18 protein-coding genes are annotated in these 22,096 nt (G+C 41.5%); 13 read left to right on the plus strand and 5 right to left on the minus strand.

Annotated features, from left to right (window positions below):
* The first annotated feature begins 8 nt into the window (after nucleotides 1-8).
* From xylA to ACSLUF_RS06600, 13 genes are all read left to right on the plus strand, one after another.
* Nucleotides 9-1,334 carry a xylose isomerase gene (gene xylA / locus ACSLUF_RS06540; RefSeq protein WP_435625302.1) on the plus strand — a complete coding sequence of 442 codons (1,326 nt, stop codon included), beginning with the start codon at nucleotides 9-11 and terminating at the stop codon, nucleotides 1,332-1,334.
* A 3-nt stretch (nucleotides 1,335-1,337) separates the two neighbouring features.
* Complete coding sequence (locus tag ACSLUF_RS06545; RefSeq protein ID WP_435625303.1) at nucleotides 1,338-2,954, plus strand: sodium:solute symporter; 1,617 nt, start codon at nucleotides 1,338-1,340, stop codon at nucleotides 2,952-2,954.
* Between the two features lie 9 nt (nucleotides 2,955-2,963).
* On the plus strand, nucleotides 2,964-4,514 hold the full coding sequence (locus tag ACSLUF_RS06550; protein ID WP_435625304.1) for a sugar porter family MFS transporter: 1,551 nt from the start codon (nucleotides 2,964-2,966) through the stop codon (nucleotides 4,512-4,514).
* Nucleotides 4,514-6,112 carry a glycoside hydrolase family 43 protein gene (locus ACSLUF_RS06555; RefSeq protein WP_435625305.1) on the plus strand — a complete coding sequence of 533 codons (1,599 nt, stop codon included), beginning with the start codon at nucleotides 4,514-4,516 and terminating at the stop codon, nucleotides 6,110-6,112. Before ACSLUF_RS06550 ends, ACSLUF_RS06555 begins: the two co-directional genes overlap by 1 nt.
* Complete coding sequence (locus ACSLUF_RS06560; protein WP_435625306.1) at nucleotides 6,109-8,001, plus strand: right-handed parallel beta-helix repeat-containing protein; 1,893 nt, start codon at nucleotides 6,109-6,111, stop codon at nucleotides 7,999-8,001. The genes ACSLUF_RS06555 and ACSLUF_RS06560 overlap by 4 nt, the downstream gene beginning before the upstream one ends.
* Nucleotides 8,002-8,014: 13 nt before the next feature.
* Entirely contained in the window at nucleotides 8,015-9,139 is a 1,125-nt protein-coding gene (locus ACSLUF_RS06565; protein WP_435625307.1) for a glycoside hydrolase family 26 protein, read from the plus strand.
* Nucleotides 9,140-9,150: 11 nt separating this feature from the next.
* A complete protein-coding gene (locus ACSLUF_RS06570; RefSeq protein ID WP_435625308.1) occupies nucleotides 9,151-9,852 on the plus strand; it encodes a phytanoyl-CoA dioxygenase family protein in 702 nt (233 codons plus the stop codon).
* An 8-nt stretch (nucleotides 9,853-9,860) separates the two neighbouring features.
* Nucleotides 9,861-10,898: an aldose epimerase family protein gene (locus tag ACSLUF_RS06575; protein ID WP_435625309.1), complete on the plus strand. Its 1,038-nt coding sequence runs from the start codon at nucleotides 9,861-9,863 to the stop codon at nucleotides 10,896-10,898.
* Nucleotides 10,895-11,881 carry a Gfo/Idh/MocA family protein gene (locus ACSLUF_RS06580; RefSeq protein ID WP_435625310.1) on the plus strand — a complete coding sequence of 329 codons (987 nt, stop codon included), beginning with the start codon at nucleotides 10,895-10,897 and terminating at the stop codon, nucleotides 11,879-11,881. The genes ACSLUF_RS06575 and ACSLUF_RS06580 overlap by 4 nt, the downstream gene beginning before the upstream one ends.
* 12 nt (nucleotides 11,882-11,893) lie before the next feature.
* Nucleotides 11,894-12,919, plus strand: a complete 1,026-nt coding sequence (locus tag ACSLUF_RS06585; protein WP_435625311.1) for a LacI family DNA-binding transcriptional regulator — start codon at nucleotides 11,894-11,896, stop codon at nucleotides 12,917-12,919.
* 176 nt (nucleotides 12,920-13,095) lie between these two features.
* Complete coding sequence (locus ACSLUF_RS06590; protein WP_435625312.1) at nucleotides 13,096-13,950, plus strand: alpha/beta hydrolase; 855 nt, start codon at nucleotides 13,096-13,098, stop codon at nucleotides 13,948-13,950.
* Complete coding sequence (locus tag ACSLUF_RS06595) at nucleotides 13,947-14,432, plus strand: SRPBCC domain-containing protein (protein WP_435625313.1); 486 nt, start codon at nucleotides 13,947-13,949, stop codon at nucleotides 14,430-14,432. Before ACSLUF_RS06590 ends, ACSLUF_RS06595 begins: the two co-directional genes overlap by 4 nt.
* Before the next feature lie 5 nt (nucleotides 14,433-14,437).
* Complete coding sequence (locus ACSLUF_RS06600; protein ID WP_435625314.1) at nucleotides 14,438-15,349, plus strand: helix-turn-helix domain-containing protein; 912 nt, start codon at nucleotides 14,438-14,440, stop codon at nucleotides 15,347-15,349.
* A gap of 313 nt (nucleotides 15,350-15,662) precedes the next feature.
* On the opposite strand, the gene ACSLUF_RS06605 is transcribed toward ACSLUF_RS06600, so the two are convergent.
* The 5 genes from ACSLUF_RS06605 to ACSLUF_RS06625 all read right to left on the minus strand — a co-directional run bounded on the left by ACSLUF_RS06605 (nucleotide 15,663) and on the right by ACSLUF_RS06625 (nucleotide 22,048).
* A complete protein-coding gene (locus ACSLUF_RS06605; protein WP_435625315.1) occupies nucleotides 15,663-18,701 on the minus strand; it encodes a PKD domain-containing protein in 3,039 nt (1,012 codons plus the stop codon).
* Nucleotides 18,698-19,705, minus strand: a complete 1,008-nt coding sequence (locus tag ACSLUF_RS06610; protein ID WP_435625316.1) for a PorP/SprF family type IX secretion system membrane protein — start codon at nucleotides 19,703-19,705, stop codon at nucleotides 18,698-18,700. Before ACSLUF_RS06610 ends, ACSLUF_RS06605 begins: the two co-directional genes overlap by 4 nt.
* A gap of 387 nt (nucleotides 19,706-20,092) precedes the next feature.
* Nucleotides 20,093-20,965: an SDR family oxidoreductase gene (locus ACSLUF_RS06615; RefSeq protein WP_435625317.1), complete on the minus strand. Its 873-nt coding sequence runs from the start codon at nucleotides 20,963-20,965 to the stop codon at nucleotides 20,093-20,095.
* A 26-nt stretch (nucleotides 20,966-20,991) separates the two neighbouring features.
* Nucleotides 20,992-21,633, minus strand: a complete 642-nt coding sequence (locus tag ACSLUF_RS06620; RefSeq protein ID WP_435625318.1) for an NADPH-dependent F420 reductase — start codon at nucleotides 21,631-21,633, stop codon at nucleotides 20,992-20,994.
* Nucleotides 21,634-21,688: 55 nt separating this feature from the next.
* Nucleotides 21,689-22,048 (minus strand): MarR family winged helix-turn-helix transcriptional regulator, encoded by a 360-nt coding sequence (locus ACSLUF_RS06625; protein ID WP_435625319.1) that lies wholly within the window; start codon nucleotides 22,046-22,048, stop codon nucleotides 21,689-21,691.
* Nucleotides 22,049-22,096 lie beyond the last annotated feature (48 nt).

The following is a 22,096-nucleotide window of genomic DNA, read 5'->3' on the forward strand; positions in this document are numbered from 1 at the left end:
CAAATACAATGGCACTTATAGGAGAAAAGGAATTTTTTAAGGGAATAGGTGAGATTAAATATGAAGGAAGGGATTCGGACAATCCTATGGCCTTTAAATTTTACAACCCAGAGCAGTTAGTTGCTGGGAAGTCCATGCGGGAACATTTCAAGTTTGCGATGGCCTACTGGCATACCTTATGTGGGACCGGAGGAGATCCTTTTGGACCAGGAACCAAGCAATTTCCTTGGGCTATTGATTCAGATCCGATAAAAGCTGCCATGGACAAGGCGGACGCTGCTTTCGAATTCGCTACCAAGATGGGTTTTGATTACTACTGCTTTCATGATTTTGACTTGGTGGATGAGGCCGAAACCTTGGCTGAATCTGAAAAACGTATTCACAAAATCGTGGATTATCTCAAGCAAAAACAGGAAGATTCAGGTGTAAAGCTACTTTGGGGAACCGCAAATTGTTTTTCAAATCCCCGATATATGAATGGAGCGGCTTCCAATCCGGATTTTAATGTGGTTGCACGTGCCGGTGCCCAGGTGAAGATAGCGTTGGATGCTACTATTGCCCTTAATGGTGAAAACTATGTGTTTTGGGGTGGTCGTGAAGGTTATATGTCCTTATTGAATACGAACATGAAACTGGAACAGGACAACATTGGGCAATTTTTGAACATGGCAAAAGACTATGCTCGTAGCCAGGGCTTCAAAGGAACCTTTTTTATTGAACCTAAACCCATGGAACCTTCTAAGCACCAATACGACTTTGATGCCGCTACAAGCATCAATTCCATTCGTGAGTATGGTTTGGAAAATGATTTTAAACTGAACATCGAGGTCAACCACGCGACCTTGGCACAACATACCTTTCAACACGAGCTTCAAGTGGCCGCCAATGCAGGTATGTTAGGAAGCATAGATGCAAATCGAGGGGACTATCAAAATGGATGGGACACGGATCAGTTTCCAAATAACGTCCTAGAGACCGCGGAGGCAATGCTGGTATTTTTAAAAGCCGGTGGTCTACAAGGTGGAGGAATCAACTTTGATGCAAAAACCCGTAGAAATTCCACGGATTTAGAAGACATATTCTTGGCGCATATTGGAGGGGCCGACACCTTTGCCAGAGGACTTCTGGTGGCTGATTCGGTAATAAAAAATTCAAAATATGAGCAATTGTTGGGCGAACGTTATGCCTCTTTTACTTCAGGTAAAGGTCTCGATTTTGTTCGTGGATCCCTCTCCTTGGAGGATTTGTACGATATCGCCAAAGTAGGTGGTGAGCCCAAACAGACCAGTGGCAAGCAAGAGCTCTATGAGAACATTCTAAATCAGCATATTTAGGACATGCAGTCGATATTGGAAACAGCAGATTGGTGGGTTCTTGGCGTCTATTTGGCAGCCCTGATCGGGGTTGCCGTCTGGGTAGTGCTTCAAAAAAACAAGAATACCGAGGATTATTTTCTAGCAGGCAGAAATGTAGGTTGGTTTGTAATCGGGGCATCCATTTTTGCATCCAATATTGGTTCTGAGCATGTGGTTGGATTGGCAGGAACAGGTGCCGAATCGGGGATGCCCATGGCACATTACGAACTCCATGCCTGGATAGTGTTGCTCTTGGGCTGGCTTTTTCTACCCTTTTATTTTAGAAGTAAGGTGTTCACCATGCCAGAGTTTTTGGAAAAGCGTTTTGACAGCAAATCACGTTGGTTCCTTTCTGTTTTCTCATTGGTGGGTTATGTCATCACCAAAGTGTCAGTAACGATTTATGCAGGAGGAATAGTGGTTTCCGAACTTTTGGGAATCCCTTTTTGGTATGGTGCAATCGGTATCGTACTCTTCACGGGGGCTTATACGGTAATCGGTGGTATGAAAGCGGTAATCTACACCGAGACGCTACAAACGGTAATCCTAATTATTGGTTCAATGATCATTACCTATTTAGGCCTTCAGAAAGTGGGAGGTTGGGAAGAACTACGTCTTGCCGCGGGGAGTGAACATTTCAATATGTGGCGTCCCATTTCAGACCCAGATTTTCCGTGGACTGGAATGTTATTTGGCGGAACAATTGTAGGCGTTTGGTACTGGTGTACAGATCAATACATTGTACAGCGGACTTTGGCGGCCAACAACATTAAAATTGGACGTCGTGGAGCCATATTCGGGGCCTACCTCAAGCTATTGCCGATTTTTATTTTCCTAATTCCTGGGATTATTGCATTTGCCCTAGCACAACAAGGCGTACTGACCTATGAGAAAAGTGACGAGGTTTTTCCAGTATTGGTAAAAACCCTGTTGCCGGTTGGCCTTAAAGGTCTTGTAGCCGGGGGATTAATGGCAGCACTGATGAGTTCATTGGCATCTGTTTTTAATTCTTGCTCTACCATCTTCACCATAGACATTTATAAAAAATTAAAACCGAAAACCCATGAAAAGCGGTTGGTAAATATTGGGAAGTTAGCCACCACAATTGTTGTGGTATTGGGTATTATTTGGATACCCATTATGGATAAAATAGGGGGTGGGGTACTTTATCAATACCTACAGAGTGTTCAGTCGTACATAGCCCCTCCGATAACGGCCGTGTTCTTATTGGGGATTATATGGAAAAGAGTGAATTCAAAAGCGGCCATTGTAACCTTGTTTTCTGGTCTAATTGTGGCGGCAATCCGCATTCTAGCCGAAATATATCAAACTCAGCTTTCTGGATTTGCATTAACCTTTGCAACCATCAATTTTGCCCACATGGCAATCTTCATGTTCATCTTTTCCATCATTATCTGTATTTCGGTCAGCTTGGCAACCAATCCTCCGGATTATGCGGCTATCCAAGGCTTGTCTTTTGGCACCTTGAGTGATAATGACAGATTGGTTAATAAACAAAGTATTTCGGTCATCGATATTGCGTTATCGGTCTTATTGATCATCGTGGTGATATCGGTATTAAGTTATTTCACGGGTTAATATTTTTCTATGGGCAGCGCTACAAAAAAAACTTGGTTTTTGGCCTTGGTGGTTTCCTTAGGAGGATTCCTATATGGGTTTGATGCCGCAATCATCTCAGGGGTAATGAATTACGTAACCCCAGAGTTCAATCTAAATACCACACAGCAAGGTTGGGTACCCAGCTCCCCGCTGTTCGCAGCCATGTTTGCCATGTTGATTTCTGGTAGAATAAGCGACGTGATTGGGAGGAAGAGGATGTTGTTGATTGTTGCATTTCTTTATGCTATTTCGGCCCTTTTATCGGCCTATGCCATAGGATACCATATGTTGTGGATAGCACGAATGATTGGTGGAGTGGCATTTGGGGCGGCTCTGGTCATTGCCCCGGTTTATATTGCTGAAGTATCCACGGCAAGCTCCAGAGGTAAATTGGTCTCCATCCAACAATTGAACATAGTTTTGGGCTTTTTTGCAGCTTTTTTAAGCAATTACTACTTCAACGAAACCTATACCTCAGGAGAAAGCTCGTTTTTGACCGTAGAAAATGTCTGGAGATGGATGTTGGGAGTGGAGCTCATTCCAGCAATGTCCTACTTTGTACTGCTGTTTTTTGTACCAAGGAGCCCGCGATGGCTTTTTGTAATAGAACGAGATGATGAAGCTCGTAAAGTTTTGTTTTCTCTGCATGGTACACAACAGGCTCATCATGAAGCCAAGTCTATTTTAGAGAGTTTGGAGGTTTCAAGAAAGAACCATGACAAAGTCAGCATAAAGGATTTGTTCAAAAAGTCGTTGAAATACGTGCTGGTCGTTGGAATTGTTATAGGAATCATCCAACAGGTTACAGGGATTAATGCCGTGTATTATTATGCCACATCCATTTTTCAACAAACCGGGATTGGTACAAACGCGGCTTTTTTGTCTGGGGTCCTATTGAGTTTTACTACGGTGGCTTTCACCTTAGTGGCACTTTTTCTGATTGATAAATTGGGTCGGCGTCCACTGTTTCTTATTGGGCTTGCCGGTATAACGGTAAGTATGCTGCTATGTGGTTATGGATTTAGCAAAGCCACCTACCAGCTGACTGGTGAAAAGGTTGGGCAACTGGATGGATCAATGCAACAACGATTGTCTGCCCAGATGGATAAGGTATATGATAATGATATCGAATTTAAAAACGACATGAAACAGGTCCTTGGGGAAAAGACCTACGCCAAAAATGAGGCAGTCATTCTTGAGTTGGCCACAAATATGAATCCAGTTTTGGTGCTAATAGGGATTTTGGGATTTGTTGCCTGCTTTGCGTTCTCATTGGGTCCAGTGATGTGGGTGATGCTTTCTGAGTTGTTTCCAAACCGCTATCGGGGTTTGCTAATCGGGTTCATCGGTTTTTTGAATGGTTTCTCAAGTTGGTTGGTCACCCAGATTTTTCCCTGGGAATTGGCCACTCTTGGAAATGCAAAGACTTTCTATGTATTCGGTACAATTGCATTAATAGGATTTGTAATCCTGTTCAAAATATTACCTGAAACCAAGGGAAAGACCTTGGAAGAATTAGAAGCTGAATTGATAAAGTAATGAGTTATATACAAAATCCAATACTAAAAGGTTTTAATCCAGATCCATCCATTTGTAGGGTAGGAGATGATTATTACATCGCTACTTCGACGTTCGAATGGTTTCCTGGGGTACAAATCCACCATTCCAAAGACCTTAAAAATTGGAATTTGGTTGCACGCCCCTTAAATAGGGTTTCACAATTGAACATGAAAGGAATTCCAGATTCCTGTGGTGTTTGGGCACCTTGCCTGACCTATGATAACGGTATTTTCTATCTAGTTTTCACTAATGTCAAATCCTTTGATGGAGTATGGAAAGACACGCCAAACTACATGGTCACCACTACTGATATTTTGGGCGATTGGAGCGAGCCGATTTATTTGTCGTCTAGAGGGTTTGATGGTTCGCTGTTCCATGATCCCGACGGAAAGAAATGGTACGTAAGTATGCTTGTGGACCACCGCAATGGGAAGTTTTTTGGTGGAATTGAAATGCAGGAATACAACCCAGTTCAGAAGAAGCTGATAGGTAAGGTCCATTATATAACAAAAGGTACGGAGTTGGGTCTTACGGAAGGACCGCATTTATATAAAAGGGATGACTTTTATTACATCGTGTTGGCCGAGGGCGGCACGGAATATGGGCATGCGATGAGCATTGGTAGAAGTACCTCTATTTTTGGTCCTTATGAATTCCATCCCGAAAATCCGCTTGTCTCGGCTGCCGAGGATAAAAACAATGTCCTCCAAAAAGCGGGTCATGGTGATTTGGTGCAGACCCAAGATGGGGACTGGTATACGGTCTTCTTGGTCGGTAGGCCGCTTACAACACATGGGAATTGCACATTGGGTCGCGAAACTGCCATCGAGGAGGTGGTTTGGCGCGATGGTTGGCCTTGGTTGAAGAGTGGGAGCAGGATTCCCAGGGAAAGGATTCCAATGTCAAAGCTTCCGGAGCATACATCTACCGAATCCAATGAGTTGGTTGTATTCGACAACGGGCAAATACCCATTAACTTTCAGTCATTACGGATACCCATCTCTCCAGACTGGTGTAGTCTTAGTGAAAGAAAAGGATTTTTAAGACTCTATGGAAAGGAATCATTGACCTCTCTGCATAACCAAAGTCTTTTGGCCCGAAGAATACAGAATTTTCATGTGGTTGTTAGTACCGAACTTGAGTTCTACCCAACAAACATCCATCATATGGCCGGTTTGGTCTTTTATTACAATGCAGGCCATTATCATTATGCCTGTATCACCTCAAATTCTGACGGCTCTAAAAAATATTTAAGCGTAATCTCTTCCGATAACTATAAAATGAGCTTTCAAGATGAATTGGAAGATATTACCTCTTATGATTCCATTGTACTGCGAGGTGAAATGGACCGAGATCGACTTCAATTTCAATATAGTACAGATGGGGAGAACTTTAAGCTTATGGGTCAGGTTTTGGATGCCGCCATACTCTCAGATGACCATGTGCGTAATGGCAGGAGTAGATATCGACCCGCATTCACAGGAAGTTTTGTTGGGTTATGCTGCCAAGATTTGGAAATGAACACGCACCATGCTGATTTTAAATGGTTTGAATATAAAGAAATCAACACCCAATGAAGATGAGTTTAACTGCTGAACCAAAAACCCGCCAAAAGAGATTGGAAAAAAAGGCATACTTTTTAATACTAATGTGTATTGCGGGCGGATATGCCCAAGAAAGCACTGCAGACTTTGACTGGTCAGGTTATGAAAGATGGGAAAACAAAACCATCTATACCAAAACTTATGTGGTAGATCAAAAACATCCAAATGCTTCCGATACTAACAACGGTTCATTGGAAAAGCCCTTAAAAACCATAAACAGGGCTGCTGAATTAGTCAAAGCTGGTGAACGGGTTTTGGTGTATGGAGGGGTGTATCGGGAAACCATCTATCCCACAAAAGGTGGCAAGTCTAGAAGCAAAATGATTTCCTATGAGACAGCTCCGGGAGAGGATGTTGTGGTTCGTGGTTCCAAAATTTTAAACGCAAACTGGGAGCAACGAAAGATCTACACTGATGTTTTAAAAGACACCAGCCTGACCTATACTTGGTCGAGAAAAATATGGGTGACGACCATACCCGATTCTTTTTTTGAAGATGGATATTTCCCTTTGAAGCTGCCGAATATCTTACCTGAAGAACATAAGCTCATGCCCTGGGCAAAGTTGGTCAAGAAAATTCCCCCCTATACGTCCACCAGAGGTTTGCTATTCCAAGATGGAAAACGTATGGTGCAATTGGAGGATTATGCGGATTTGACTCGTATTCCTGGCTCTTTTTGGGTTGATGTCGATGGAAAAACAGTTCATATCCACTCGTTTGACAGCGGTAATCCCAACAGTTCGTTGTTCGAACTGGCCGTACGAAGTCATTTATTCAGACCGAAAAAGGTGGGATTGAACCATATTCAAGTAAGAGGATTCACATTTGAGCACTGTGCCAATGGTTTTTTAAGGACGAGCACCGGAGCGGTTACAACTCTAGGAGGACAGGATTGGATAATTGAGGGCAATACTATCAGGCATGCAAACTCTTCTGGATTGGAATTCGGATATCTTGCCTTTGAAACGGAGGATCCACATCCGGACAATATAGCAAGGGATAGGAGTGATGCCATGGGTTCTACACTAGTAAGAAACAATCATATATATGATTGTGGAACAGCTGGTATTCGAAGTTTCGTGGTGCCTAATGGGATTATTGAGAACAATCATATCCACCACATCGGATGGCAAGACGCTGAAAATTATTGGGAATGCTCTGGAATCAAAATGTTGGTGACACACAATACATTGGTTTCCAATAACCATATACATGACATTCAAGGAGGCAACGGAATATGGTTGGATTGGGATATCAGATATTCCAGGGTCACCCAAAACATAATCCATGATGTCCAGAACATTCAGGGAGGCATCTTTGTCGAGGCGAGTCACTACCCCAATTTGGTAGACAACAATGTGGTGTGGAACATCGATGGAAATGGAATCTATGCCAACGATACGGACTATTTGATGGTCTATCACAATTTGATTGGCAACACGACCGGAAATGTTGTCCATGCCATTGTGCAGACCGACAGATATCAAAACGGAAGAAAGTTAACCGCTGAAGAAAATCGTGTATTCAACAATGTGTTTGTCGATACCCGACCTATGCGGTTCAGCGCGAACTCAAATATGGTCGACCATAATGTCTATATAAAAACAAAACAACCGGATTACATCAATTTGCAGGAACTGAAGTCCAAGGGTCAAGACGGAAACAGTATTGAAATGATGGGTCAAGTAACATTAAATAGAGAGGCCTTGTACTTGTTTTGGAAAAACGACTTAGCTCTGGGAAAAGTGCCCAGTTTACCCGAGGTTTCCATTGATTTTTTCAATAGACCTAGAACCGGTGACGTACTCCCTGGACCTTTTAATCTGTTCAACAAAACAATAATCCCCTTAAAGGAACACTAAAAAAACAATGATCATGAGAAAACTAATATTCATATGTTTTGGTCTATCGCTAATACTTTCCTGTAGAGGAAAACCAGAGGTAGCAACCAATCAGGTTGATGAGGAGGAAAAACCAACAAGGATACTCGCAAAATTTGAACCCAAAGAAGGTGTTTTGCTCTTTGTTGGACAGGAACTAGAGGCCGTTGGCGGTCTTGAAGAGTACAATGATGGGTATTTGGACCACTTTCAAAAGCCTGCAGGATGGACGTCATACTCAAACATCAATCCCGGAGGGGAATCTTTCGGAAGGGTCCAAGAAGGATTGGACGGATTGTGGGAAACCCATGATTGGGGCGACAACGATTACAACGCCATGTTGCAGCACAAAGATTCTAATTATGAAAATATGGCATTGGCCATTGGGCTCCAATTTGTGAATCATGAGGAAAAAGTGGCGGATGGAACGCATGATGCGTTTATCGATAAGCTGGGAGATTTTTTATTGTCTTTGGGAAAACGTCCGGTGTTTTTACGAATAGCCTACGAATTTGATGGAGATCCATGGAACCACTATGATCGGGAAACCACTATCGTGGCTTACAAAAGAATCGTAGATCGGTTGCGTGCCAAAGGAGTAGAAAATACAGCCTATGTATGGCAGTCCACCGGATTTATTTCGGGCCAAGAGCATTTGGAGGGTTGGTACCCAGGTGATGACTATGTAGATTGGTGTGGTGTTTCCTTCTTTAATCGCTGGAAGGAAATTGAGATGTTCGAATTCGCCAGAAAGAAGGGAAAGCCTGTTTTCATTGCCGAAGCCACTCCGACCATTTCCGATTATGGAGGAAAACTGTATGGATTGACGAAACAAACGCAATTGGGAAATCCGGAACAGGCCGAAGAAGCATGGCAAAAATGGTTCTTGCCCTTCTTTGACGCCATCGAAAAAAATGCCGATGTGGTGAAGGCCGTGCATTACATTAATTGTCATTGGGACTCACACCCCATGTGGGTCAACAATCCAACCTTTAAAGGAATTGACGCCCGTTTGCACTTAAGTGATTCCATCAGCAAGAGATGGGTAGAACGTACTTCCAAGGCACCATTTATTCTGTCTTCGGAAGATTTATACGACAGACTTTACAGTAACAACTAAAAGGGTTAACAATGGATTTCAAAAAGATACACGATACATTTTGGGACCAAGGCTACATCATCTTTGAGAAGTTTTTTGATGATTCACTAATGAATCGTTACAACGAAAAGATATTGAAGCATTATGGGGTTAATCCGGATTGGGAACATACCGATGAGTTCATTTCGAAGTCTGCTGTAGAGGTAATTCCATGGTTTCCGTATCGCGACGGCACGGGTGGTTTTGATGGAGTGGACCAGAATGAGGATTTTAACCAAATTACCGATGCCATTCTCAAGGATGGATGGAACAATCTGTATTGCATGATGATGTTCTCGAAAGGGGGGAGCAACGGACAGGCCTGGCACCAAGACTGTCCACCTGACAATCCACTCAAATATAACCTGAATCGTTTGGTATACACCCATGATATTACTGACGAAACAGGAGGTGAGATTGTTATCATGCCAGAAGCACATAAAGCGGGTATACTCCCAGTCGGGAAACCGCATGAGGACATTGAAGGGCAATTGGTATTTCAGCCGAAGAAAGGAACTGTCGTTTTCTTGCACGGACACTGTTTCCATAGAGTCATGCCGGTCAAGAAAGATAGGATTTCTACAAACTTCAGGGCAGTTCCTTTGGGCACCCCCGAAGACATCACCGATATCTGTGTGTATCGGAATATGAAGTACCGCTTTTCAACATCAGAAGTGATAGAAGAACGATTTTGATAAAAGCATTGACAGAAACAAATAGCATTCAACCTTTTGGGTTCGTTGGAAACGATGAGGTTCATTTGATTACACTAAGAAATCAAAATAAAACCACTTTTGAATGCATTACCTATGGGGCTATCTGGCATTCCTTTATTATAAAAGATAAGCATGGTAAACCTGTGGATGTTGTGGTAGCACCAAAGGACCTTAATGGCTATGTAGAACAATATTCTGGAATCCCATACTTTTTTGGAGCCTGTTTGGGGCGATTTGCAGGTAGAATTTCAAATGGTAAGTTCGTTATTGATGGAGTAACTTATGATTTACCCCAACAAAATGGTGTACATCTTCATGGGGGTAGCCAAGGTCTGGGAAGAAAAATTTGGGCGATTGATCAGCTGTCAAAAGGAAAAAACCCTTCAGTGTCCCTGAGTTGTTTCAGCAATCATATGGAAGGAGGTTACCCAGGGAATCTCGAGGTGCAGGTCACTTACACACTCAAGGAAAACAATGAACTATTGCTATCATTTGAGGCTAGTTCCGACAAAGACACCGTTTTAAACATGACCAATCATGTGTGCTTGAATTTGGGTCGGGAAAAGATTTTGCAGGATGAATTATGTATACATGCCCAAAAAACCCTCGAAGTCGATGAAAAGCTTCTACCCACAGGAAACTTGTTGCCCGTAACCCATAGTGCATATGACTTTCAAAAAAAATGTCTAATCCAAAAGATTGAGGCGATAGGTGGGTTGGATGATACATTCATCTTTAAGTCAGCATTCAAGAAAAATCAAATAAGTTATTCCAGCCAGCACACTGGTATCCAGTTAAAAATCACAACCAATCAACCCGCCGCGGTGTTGTTTGCCCCAAAAAACTTAAAGTTTGCTGGAGCATCTAAACAGAATTGGATGACGCAAAGCTATCCGGCCATCTGTTTTGAGACACAAAACTATCCGGATGCACCGAATCACAAGAATTTTCCATCCTCGGTGTTACGCAAAGGAGAAATCTACAAAAGCTGGACTTCCTATACATTTACTAATAGCGAGACATGAACAACGGTAAATTAAAATGGGGTATTATCGGTTTGGGTCGTATAGCCAAACTTTTTGCAGAAGATTTAAGCCTTGTTGAGGATGCGGAATTGGTCGCTGTGGCATCTACGAATTTGGAAAGAGCTAAAAGTTTCTCCCAAAAATTTGGGAATCCCAAAGCCTACGGTTCTTATGAGGAGTTGTTTGCCGACACCCATGTGGACATCGTTTATGTTGCCACACTGCATCACACGCATTGTCAATACAGCATAGCTGCCATGAACCATAAAAAGCATGTACTTTGTGAAAAACCGGTTGCCATCAACAAAAAGGAAGCGCAACAAATGGTGGATGCAGCTCAAAAAAACGATGTCTTCTTCATGGAGGCCTTTTGGAGTAGGTTCAATCCTTCTATTGAAAAAATAAACGAACTGGTTTCTCACGGTAGGATAGGAAAACTCAGATACATCAATGCTGAATTCACCTTTTATAAGTTGGATGACGACCCTAAATCCCGTTCATTGAACGTTGATTTAGCTGGAGGTTCATTGTTGGATATGGGCGTATACCCTGTTTTTCTAAGTTATTTCCTGCTAGGAAAACCCAAAGAGATTTTAGCAAGATCCCAGTTTTATGGAACAGGAGCTGAGATTCAAACTTCAATGATTCTTCAATACAAAGATGCACAGGCTATATTATATAGTGGATTTGCCAACAACACGGATATGAAGGCGAAAATTTGTGGTGAAGTAGGCGAGATATTTATTGCGCCCATTTGGCATGAGACGCAGGGTTTTCATCTTGTAATCGACGGGAACAGTGAGCACTATGATTTACCTACTTTGGGTAGGGGTTTTACACATGAAATCGGGGAGGTACACCATTGCCTCAGGAATAATATGAATGAAAGTACCAAATGGAGCCATAAAAATTCCTTGGAACTTATTGAAATAATAGATCAGATACGATTAAATTCAGGAATAAAATACCCTTTCGAGGTTTAATGTGGATACATCATGTCCAAGTTGACACTTAAAGATATAGCAAAACATTTTAAGGTTTCAGTATCCACTGTTTCCAAGGCCATCAATGATAGCTATGAAATAAGTGAAAAACTGAAGGGCGAAATAAAGCAATATGCCAAAGACAATCATTATCGGCCCAATAAGGTAGCCCTCAACCTTATTAATAGAAACACCAAAACAATTGGGGTGGTAATCCCGAATATTTTGAATTATTTTTTTGTTCAGGTTATCTACGGGATAGAAAAAATAATGGACGAAAAAGGGTACAGCATCATTACATGTATCACGAACCAATCCCTACAAAAGGAAACCAAAACACTCGAACTTTTGAGCAATGGTTCTGTCGATGGAGTAATAATTTCTTCCGCTGCCGAGGAGGATGAACTTCCACATCATGCGGAACATTTGCGGGAATTGATTGAGAATCAAATTCCCTTGGTTATGTTTGATCGAGTAACTAATTTAATTGATTGTGATAAGGTAATAGTGGATGACTTTGAAGCTGGTTATAAGGCTACTAAGTTTTTTATTCAAACGGGTTGCAAAACCATTGCAGTCGTCACCCCAATCGTGGATTCGGCCATAAGCCGGTTACGAATTGAAGGTTATAAAAAAGCCTTACTTGAGAATGGCATTGCTTATGATGGAAAATTGGTTGAGTCAACAGATTCCAAAGAAGATTTGGAACTTACACTATCCCTGTTGCTTAACTATAAAAAGATTGACGGCATTATGGCACTGGATGAAATTACAGCGGTCAAGGTCATGAGTATTATTCAGTCTAAAGGATACAAAGTACCCAATGATATTTCAGTTATTGGGTTTACCAATGGAGAACTTTCAAAATATGTATCACCCCCATTGACGATGGTTAGCCAACATGGTAAATATATTGGTGAATTAGCAGCAAATATTCTTATAGATCGTATCGAAAAAAAGGGCCAAGACATTCCTCTAACCACCAAATTGGTTAAGACAAGCCTAATATTGAGAGAATCTACTATTCCAATTGAATAAATTGGATCTTTTAACCCTTAAAAAGGTTGTCTATTTGATGTGTTTCGGAATTTTGCGCTCTAATAAGTAATTAGGTTTAGGATATAGGTAATATGGTTTAATGTCTCCATCCTTCCTATTTTAATTTTGCCAAGAATTTAAATATCAAAGTTATGTTTGGCAAAATGATATCCGATATGATGATAAAACCCGGTAAATCACCAGTTTTTGATACTCCAGAAGCTTATGACCTTGAATATGAAGACGTGACATTCCAGGCAGATGATGGGGTGACTCTTTCGGGTTGGCTGCTTAAATCTGGTACGGACAAAGTAATTATTCAGTCGCATTTTGGAGTACAATGCTCAAGATCTGGTTTTACTGTAGAGGGCAAAGGATTGATGGAGAAATCACTTTGGAACAAGGACATACACTTTCTAAAACAAGCAAAATATTTGGTTGAAGCGGGATACTCCGTTTTAATGTACGACATGCGTAATCATGGAGAAAGTGAAAATAAAGGTTGGATAACGTGGGGCAAGAATGAACGCAAGGATGTTCTCGCTGCAATTCAGTTTATTTCGAAGCACGTTGATTACAAAGATGCAGGTATTGGACTGCTATCTATTTGTATGGGGCAAGGGGCTAGTACTTTTGCTTTTGGACTTGAAACTGAAATGAAAAATTTTGAGAACTTAAAAACTATGATTTCAATTCAGCCATTAACTTATGACTATTTTGTGGCAAACATGGGCCTTCCTATGTTTTTGGTGAATGCGGGAAGTAACTACAGTAAAAATAAAAGAGATACCGACCTTACTGGAGATTCTTTTTTACCTTATGTTAAGGATATCTCAGTTCCAACACTAGTAATTCAGAATAACAATGATCCTATGACCGATTTGAATATGGTAAAAGAATATTACGAATCTTTGACGGTTGAAAAGGAAATAATGTGGCTAGATTTGGAGAAGAAAAGAGCAGCTGCTTATGATTGGTTAGGAAAAAACCCTGAACCGGTTTTAAATTGGTTTGACAAATACTTAAAATGAAGAAATTGATATACGTAGTTGCAGGAATAATATTGATTCTGGTTATTTTGATGATTACCAGAAGAAAGTCCGTTCATCATGAAATTATTATCAATAACTCTTCCAAAGAAGTATGGAATGTTCTCATCAGTATGGATAAATATCCTGAATGGAATCCGGTTATGGAATTGTTGCATGGTGAGGTAGAGGAAGGAAATAAGGTCACCTATAAATTTACCCAAAGTTCCGATTCTTCCTATGAGATTCAAGCCATGGTAAAAGAAATTGTCACAGGACAACTATTGAATCAATCTGGTGGCACCCCGTTGATTCTTACCTATGACCACAAATATATTTTGGAACAGGTCGAAGAAGGCACCAGAGTAACCATACATGAGGATTATGGGGGAATAGGAGTGAATTTCTGGAGCCCAAAACCGGTTGAAGAGGCATACGCCAGACTTAATGAAGCCATAAAAACTCGAGTCGAGTCCTTGAAGTAGAATACATGGGAGAATTCATTCGGATAGAATCAGTCAGTCAAGTTCATGATTTTTTTGGTTTTCCGAAACCCAAACATCCACTTATTTCGGTATTGCCCATAACTGATGAAATAACCAATTACGACTACGGGAATTATTCGTATGTATTTGGGTTCTATCAGATAAGTTTAAAGTTGGGTATTTCAGGCTCCTTGGTCTACGGAAGGAATTCTTACGATTTTCAAGAGGGTACGGTAGTTTTTATTAAACCAAATCAAGTGGTAAAAATTGAAAATAATGAGGAATATCGGAATGCATCTGGATGGACGCTCTTGTTTCATCCTGACTTACTAAGTAAATCCGAACTCGGCAGGACCATTGGAAATTTTACCTTCTTCAATTATGAGAATAATGAAGCATTGCACGTTTCCGACGAAGAGATGAAAATGCTGACAGAAATTATTTCTAAGATTGAGGAAGAGTATAATCAAAAAATAGACAAACACAGCCAAGACCTGATTATTTCTAATATTGATTTGGTACTTAAATATTGTAAAAGATACTATGAAAGACAGTTTCTCACCCGGACCAATCTAAACAGGGATTTAATCACCAGGTTTGAAAATATTATGGCTTCATATTTTGATTCAGATGAACCGAAAGGAATGGGAGTGTTAACAGTTGGCTACTGTGCAACCAAATTGAATATGTCCTCTAATTATTTTGGAGATTTAATGAAAAATGAAACTGGTATTAGTGCAAAAGACTATATTAATAACTTTCTTATTGAAAGAGCTAAAACATTGATAGTCGGTTCCAATAGAACTATCAGTGAGATTGCATTTGAATTCGGATTCAAATACCCTCAAAGTTTCAATAAACTGTTTAGGTCCAAAACAGGGATGACCCCAACTCAATACCGAGAATTCAAGACTTAATTTTGAAATATTCCCATACTACTTCTGCCTTTCCATTAAGAGAAAAATGTTGAAGCGCAGATTTTGGGATGATTATAACTTATTTCCTTTCTAGGTAGGTTCCAAAATTCGATTCCTACTGAAATCGGAAAAAAAACATTATAAAAGTTAAAAACAAAAACAAGTTGTTTATGTCTTTTTGATTTAGCTCCCTTTGAAGTTATTCGTTAACCTAATATTATCGATACCATAAAATAGAAACCTTAGGACTTCAAATCTAAGTCGAGATTCAAAATGAAGAATTGTTGCACTAGTGTAACTTTAGAAACAAAACCTACCTTAAAATAGTAATGTGCCCAGAATGAGATCTTTGGTCCGGGTCGTTCAGTTCAATATGATAGTAATAGGTGCCAACGGGTAAAGGATTACCGTTATATGTTCCGTGCCAATCGTTCATATAGCCCCTGGCCTCGAAAACCACATTTCCCCATCTGTTGTATATGGTAAGATAGTTGTTTGGAAAGGTCTCAATGTTCTGAATGAAGAATACATCATTGGCGCCATCATCATTAGGAGTCATAGTATTCGAGAAAAAAGGCATACATCGGTCATCCACATCAGTATTTTCATTATCCATTCGGATTAGAAAAGTGCTCACTGAGAAACAATCGGGAGCATCTACATTTTCGGCTCTTACAAATACAATATTGTCCACCCCTGCCTCCAAATTGATGTTGACGACGTCATTTGCGTCCGTCATGGCATCTGTTTCATTAAGGTGGCAACTTAAGTTGACCCCGGATTGGTCCATACCTTCAAAAGCCCTTGCGTTTAGCTGTGAAAGGTCATAACCAATTGTATTTTCCCTTAAATAACACAGGTAGATGTCTTCTATGGCATTAACGATCGGGGTATTGTTAACTCGCAACTGAAAAGGAAATATTTGATAGCACCCTTGACTATCTTCGGCACGAGCAAATACAGTCTGCGGATTGGTTGTGTTGGTGAAATCAAAACTAAGAGAGTTGATATTACCTGTTGCGTCGGCATCACTTAAATGGTAACTGACCAAAGGATAAAAAGGGCCATTTGGATTTACATTGCTCAAAATATGGTCAGTCTGTGCAATGAAATTGAACATACCGACATCCGGGACACTTGGATCTGCGCAAACCTCCAGGTCTAGAGGATGCTCATACAGGAATTCACTAACAATAATTACCTGTTTGGTTATACTGAATTGCCCGTCGCCGTCATCAACGGTCAGTGTCACGTCATAAGAATTGTCATATTCAAAAATATGGACTGGATTCTCTTCTTCGGATATTGGGCTACCATCTCCAAAATCCCATTCAAACAAGACTGGATTACAACTGTCCGTGAAGTCTTGGAATGTTACTTCGTTGCAGATGATGGTGAAATCAAATTCGGGTGTGGTTTGGTCAGGGGTCAAGAGAACATCATATGACTGTTGCAAGGTTGTAGTACCGTCATCTACAGTCAATGTGACATTATGAGGCCCCACTGTGGCGTAGGTATGCATTGGTGCTTGTTCGGTACTGATGGGACTTCCATCCCCAAAATCCCATACATAACTCACTATAGGATCACAGGTGTTGGAACGGTCAATAAATTGTACGTCATAACAGTCTGGGTAAAACTCAAAATCGGCATTTAATCCAGCAATTACATTTACCATGCGCTCCGTAGAAAAACTTAGGCCACTGTTGCTATCGGTCATGGTCATACTTATGGTATAAACCCCAGAGTCGGTATAGGTATATTGAAATTCAGGTTGGGTGCTATCCGTGGTTACCGTAGGATTTCCATCCCCAAAATCCCAACTATAGGTAAAGGAAGGATAGTTTTCCAAGGAGGAGCCACAAATGCTGCTGAAATTGGTAATGGTCACAATACCACAATCTTGAATTGGAAAAAAGCCGGGAATTATGGTCGAAGTGGTGTATGGAAGGGAAACCATATCAGACAGTCCGTCACTTGCTGAGGTCACTGTCAACGAAATATAATAGGTCTGAACAGTATCGGACAATGGAAACGAATGTATAGGATGCTGCTCCGTACTGGTAGTTCCATCCCCAAAGTCCCATAAATAAGTCAAATCGCTCTTACAATAACCAGAAAGATTGTCCAATTGTATGGTGTTGCAGGGATTGTTTGCATCAGAAATAACCGGTGTTATTTCAAAGTCCGCTCTTGGGAAGGGCGGCTCACTGGAAGGAATAACGGTTATATTCACTGTGGTCGATTCCCCAATACAACCGTTCTCATCCCTGGCCACAACGGTATAGGTGGTATCCGCAGTGGGAGAGACCACGGCCACATTTCCGGTAACGTTGATGTCCGGAAAATAGAAATCTCCCGCATTGGTTCCTGTAGGTGTGATAATGGCGCTCCCTCCTTCACAAATTTCTTGGTCGGGAATGGGATCGATGGTGGCGCTGGCCACGGGAGCCAAGGTCACAGTCGCCGACGTATCACATCCCGTGTTAGTTATCAGATCCACTGTGAAAACATCCCCATATTGAGCTCCTGAAACATCGATGCTTCGCGTAGTCTCCCCTGTAGACCACAAATAGGAGGAAAACCCTAGGGGTGCAGTTAAGGTGATATCATTAGGCCCCATAACACAAAGTCCTTCAACTTGTATCTCAAGGGGTTCAAGGGTAGCCTCGACATAGGCATATCCACCATGGCCACCCAACATGCAGTCCAAGGTCATGAATTCTATGGTGATTTGCTGTCCGATTAAAGGGGTAAGGTCTGCACCTCCACTGGTCCATGGCAATATCTGTAAGCTAGAATTATTGCAATTGACAAATCCCTTGCTCAGGGCATTTGGACCGGCAAATGCCTCGAACCTACCACAGGTGACCACGTCTCCATTGTTATCTCTAATGTTGACCACGAACTTGGGTTGTTCATTCTGTCTGTGCCCAGGGTCTTGCATGACCACGGCATAGCTGTATTGTAGATAGGACTGATCTGCGGTAACGGTAAAAGTCCTGCTGATTCGTGCAGCTTTTCGCCCCCCTTGGATGTCCCCGATTTTCGAAGAGAAGGCACCCATAGGAAAGACTGATGGTACGTTGACCATGGTCGGCATACAATCGACCCCGTTTTCATCCAAGGGTGGTCTTGAAGGGTTCATTATCTGTATCTGTGTGCTCAGGTCGGGAGCAGGCCGTGGATTCCAGTTCACGTTTATGGGATTGGGTCTAAGACCGGTGTCCAAGGTCCAGAAATCGAAGTTCCCATATTCAAAATCCATGTTCTCGGTTTGGGAAAACAGACCGCATAGACTTAGAAAGAAGCAAAATATGAATAGAATGTACTGTTTCATGTTTGTGTTCATAATGAGTATTTAGGACACGCACAGCGTTGTTCACCGAAATCAAAACGATAGCCAATGGTAATCTCATGGGTCCCTGTCTGTTGCCCGCTAAAATCCGTGGTTGACCAATCATAAGAGTAAGTTGCCAAGAAATTTTCCATGAAACGGAGGCCAAAATAGCCCAACACCGCATCTTGGTCACGGTAGGCCAGACCTGCCCAGATATTCCCGTCATATACCATTTTTACGCCTAGGTCCCATTGCAAGGGTGCGTTGGATACCGTTTTTAAAAGTACCGAAGGAACAATCTCCCAATCCGTACCCATGTCTATCCGACTACCGAGCAATAGGTTAAAGTTACGTTCCAATCGACCATCCGTGGTCAGTACCCCGTTGTCAACATCATATGGGATTTGGTTGTCAAAAAGTTGATTCGCGGCTACTCCGACAAACAGATATTCGGAATAGGCATATAACCCTAGGCTCATATCAAAGTTGAAATCGGAGAAACTGTTCACTAATATGTCGTTGGGATTCTGCAAGAGTATCGCATCCGAGGCGTCATATCGGAACTGGGTTGCACCCACAAAGGAACCCATGGAAAGAAACCAATCTGTTGAAACTTTCAAATGATAAGCATAACTGGCGTAAAATGCGCTCTGTTTAATTGGTCCTACATCGTCTGTATATACAAAAGCTCCTATACCCTGATGGGATTCACCTTCGCTCCGCTGTAACTGGGCCTTCAATAAATGAAGAGAACCATTGAAACTGAAGGTGGCCGTTCTAGGGGCACCCTCAAATCCGGTCCATTGATTTCGATAAGCAGCGGTCAAATCCACATAATCTTCCACACCGGTCATAGCCGGATTAACTATAAATGGATTTTGAAGGTATTGTGAAAGCTGCGGGTTTTGTTGCGCGAATACTACCACAGAAGCTAAAAAGACCAAATAGGGCAAGAGAAGGTTTACTACCGTTCCGAAATTCGAAAAGAATCTTTTCCCTGGATAAAGGCTGGCCATGGTTCTTGGTTAAGTTCAGTTCGGCTCACGACCCATTTGGGGATGTTCCGTGATTCAGGAAAAGCCTACGATTTACCCATAGCAGAGTTCACGTACGGCACTTTCCACCGTAAATTAAACGATAAAACTGAACATTTAGTCGACCTTTTTTCAAGTTTTCGACGTAATGCAAGTCTTACAGAAAAGAGTGCTGTCTTCTAAAAGGTTGAAGATTTGAAACCCCTTTTTGGAAATTGATGTGATTCACAGGCTAAAAGGCAATATTATGATGAAATCCTTTCTGTAGAATCTATAGAGTTTGATGGGTTGTAAAATAAGTTCTAAATGGAAAAAAAGCAACCGATTGAGTAACTCAATCGGTTGCTTCTGCTAGGATTTAAAAATTGATTAAACCTTTAATTTGAGCATATCGCCCATACCAAAAGCACCAAAGATTCCTTCATGAATAGCATCCAATTGTTGATTATAGGGTTCGATATGTTCTCCCATACCCATCTTATCCACTACAGTTCTTACCGGTCTTTGACCTGCTGGAGTGCTGATTAGGTTAGCAATGGCATCTGCCACATTCTGCGGGTCTTGTGCAGGATTCTGTGCCAATGCACCTTCAAAACTGTCGAAAGCCTGCTTGGGAGCATGTACCATGTCCCCATATTCTTCATCCCTTGAAGTATCGGAAGGAAAAATAAGGTTGTTGAAAAATCCGGTAGGATAACCCCCTGGTTCTACAATGCAAGAGTCAACTCCGAATCCAGAAAGTTCAATCCTGTAATTTTCCGCCAAAGCTTCCAACGCCCACTTTGACGCATTATAAGGACCATAAAAGGGCAGAGCCATTCTTCCTAAAATGCTGGATACATAAACAATCAATCCATTTCCTTGTCTCCTAAAATGAGGTAGTACGGCTCGGTTTACCCGCTGTACGCCAAACACGTTGATATCGAATAAGCGTTTAAAATCATCTATGGTAAAGTTTTCTTGAATACCCAGTACTCCTACCCCGGCATTGTTGATTACAACATCCAGGCCGGATAATAATTGGATACTTTCGGCTACAGCGTTATTAACACTGTCCTCTTGGGTTACGTCCATTTCAACAATATGGGCTCCCAGATTGGAAAGTTCTTCGGAAATCGCTTTGTTTTTTGAGTCAATGTTTCGCATGGTTGCGGCAACAGCATGTCCTTGGGATAGCAAGGTTTTTACAGCTAATGCACCAAAACCACCACTTGCTCCTGTAATAAGAATTTTATTCGTCATTTTTATATGTAATTAGGGTTGATAAATTATTTTAAAAGTTTAAAGGCGTGTGTCCATTGGTTATGTAAAAATCCAGGGATGCACCAAAGCATACATAGAGGTTCAATGGCCCTTGCAGCTTCTGCTGAACCCATATCTTCCACTTCCCAACCAAACAATTCTACAATAGCGCTTACTTGTTCTTTAGCCGAATTGCTATTTCCACATATGAACATGGAGGGTTTGATTTCGAATGTCGGGTTCACCATTTTCGCGCTTCCGACACTACTAAAGGCCTTAACGAAATTGGCCTTTGGGTAAGCCGATTGCAGCTGTTCCATCAAAGATTCATTCTGGTTTGTAAAGAATTGAAGGACTCCGTTTTCTGGGGCTTGGTCAGCTATTGGGTTGGTGGCATCCATTATGGTTTTGTTTTCCAAAAGGAAATTGCCAATAAGATCCAAGGCTGTCTTTGCTACCGTCCCCTTAACGGCCAATACCAATAATTTGCCAAATTCGGCAGCTTCTTCAAACGACCCTACCTTAGCTTTAGTACCTTGTTCCGATTGCCATGCGGCAAGTTTGTCGATATTTCGAGTTCCGAGCATGACATCGTACCCATGCTTAATGAATCCTGCACCTAAAGTTTGAGCAACGATTCCAGAACCAATAATTCCAATTTTTTTCATTTTACTTCTTTTAGTTTTTAAGTTGGTTGTACATACAAACAATTAAACAAAAAAATTATTCCAGTTTTTGGGAGGAAGCATAAATGTCTGCAGTAAGTTTGTCTGCTACTTCTTTCCCCAAAATTCCAGAGTATCTTTTATACAATCTTTGCCATATTTCCTTGAGTTTTGGCTGTAGTTCCAAGCCGTCCGGTGTAGCGTAAACTTCTGTGGAACGCCCAGCTGATTGCCTTTGCAAATACCCTCTGTATTCCATTTTTTCAATCAAGCGTGTTACTGTTGATGCAGTTAGTTGCATATGTTCGCTGATCTCTTTCGGTTGAATACCTTGTTTTTCATTAACAGTCATCAAAAGAAATGCATATGAGGAGGTAAGTCCTATGGATGCGAATTCTTCATCAGATATTTTGGTCATGACTCTAGATAGGGCATTGGCAGAGTGGTAGAGGCAAGTACAGTATTT

This window comes from Flagellimonas sp. (assembly GCF_965601775.1).
GTDB lineage: Bacteria > Bacteroidota > Bacteroidia > Flavobacteriales > Flavobacteriaceae > Flagellimonas.

What these genes read in the sequence shown, in the direction of transcription:
- xylA (WP_435625302.1), top strand. Translation starts at nt 9, where the DNA reads ATGGCACTTATAGGAGAAAAGGAATTTTTTAAGGGAATAGGTGAGATT.
- ACSLUF_RS06545 (WP_435625303.1), top strand. Translation starts at nt 1,338, where the DNA reads ATGCAGTCGATATTGGAAACAGCAGATTGGTGGGTTCTTGGCGTCTAT.
- ACSLUF_RS06550 (WP_435625304.1), top strand. Translation starts at nt 2,964, where the DNA reads ATGGGCAGCGCTACAAAAAAAACTTGGTTTTTGGCCTTGGTGGTTTCC.
- ACSLUF_RS06555 (WP_435625305.1), top strand. Translation starts at nt 4,514, where the DNA reads ATGAGTTATATACAAAATCCAATACTAAAAGGTTTTAATCCAGATCCA.
- ACSLUF_RS06560 (WP_435625306.1), top strand. Translation starts at nt 6,109, where the DNA reads ATGAAGATGAGTTTAACTGCTGAACCAAAAACCCGCCAAAAGAGATTG.
- ACSLUF_RS06565 (WP_435625307.1), top strand. Translation starts at nt 8,015, where the DNA reads ATGAGAAAACTAATATTCATATGTTTTGGTCTATCGCTAATACTTTCC.
- ACSLUF_RS06570 (WP_435625308.1), top strand. Translation starts at nt 9,151, where the DNA reads ATGGATTTCAAAAAGATACACGATACATTTTGGGACCAAGGCTACATC.
- ACSLUF_RS06580 (WP_435625310.1), top strand. Translation starts at nt 10,895, where the DNA reads ATGAACAACGGTAAATTAAAATGGGGTATTATCGGTTTGGGTCGTATA.
- ACSLUF_RS06585 (WP_435625311.1), top strand. Translation starts at nt 11,894, where the DNA reads ATGTCCAAGTTGACACTTAAAGATATAGCAAAACATTTTAAGGTTTCA.
- ACSLUF_RS06590 (WP_435625312.1), top strand. Translation starts at nt 13,096, where the DNA reads ATGATGATAAAACCCGGTAAATCACCAGTTTTTGATACTCCAGAAGCT.
- ACSLUF_RS06595 (WP_435625313.1), top strand. Translation starts at nt 13,947, where the DNA reads ATGAAGAAATTGATATACGTAGTTGCAGGAATAATATTGATTCTGGTT.
- ACSLUF_RS06600 (WP_435625314.1), top strand. Translation starts at nt 14,438, where the DNA reads ATGGGAGAATTCATTCGGATAGAATCAGTCAGTCAAGTTCATGATTTT.
- ACSLUF_RS06605 (WP_435625315.1), bottom strand. Translation starts at nt 18,701, where the DNA reads ATGAACACAAACATGAAACAGTACATTCTATTCATATTTTGCTTCTTT.
- ACSLUF_RS06610 (WP_435625316.1), bottom strand. Translation starts at nt 19,705, where the DNA reads ATGGCCAGCCTTTATCCAGGGAAAAGATTCTTTTCGAATTTCGGAACG.
- ACSLUF_RS06615 (WP_435625317.1), bottom strand. Translation starts at nt 20,965, where the DNA reads ATGACGAATAAAATTCTTATTACAGGAGCAAGTGGTGGTTTTGGTGCA.
- ACSLUF_RS06620 (WP_435625318.1), bottom strand. Translation starts at nt 21,633, where the DNA reads ATGAAAAAAATTGGAATTATTGGTTCTGGAATCGTTGCTCAAACTTTA.
- ACSLUF_RS06625 (WP_435625319.1), bottom strand. Translation starts at nt 22,048, where the DNA reads ATGACCAAAATATCTGATGAAGAATTCGCATCCATAGGACTTACCTCC.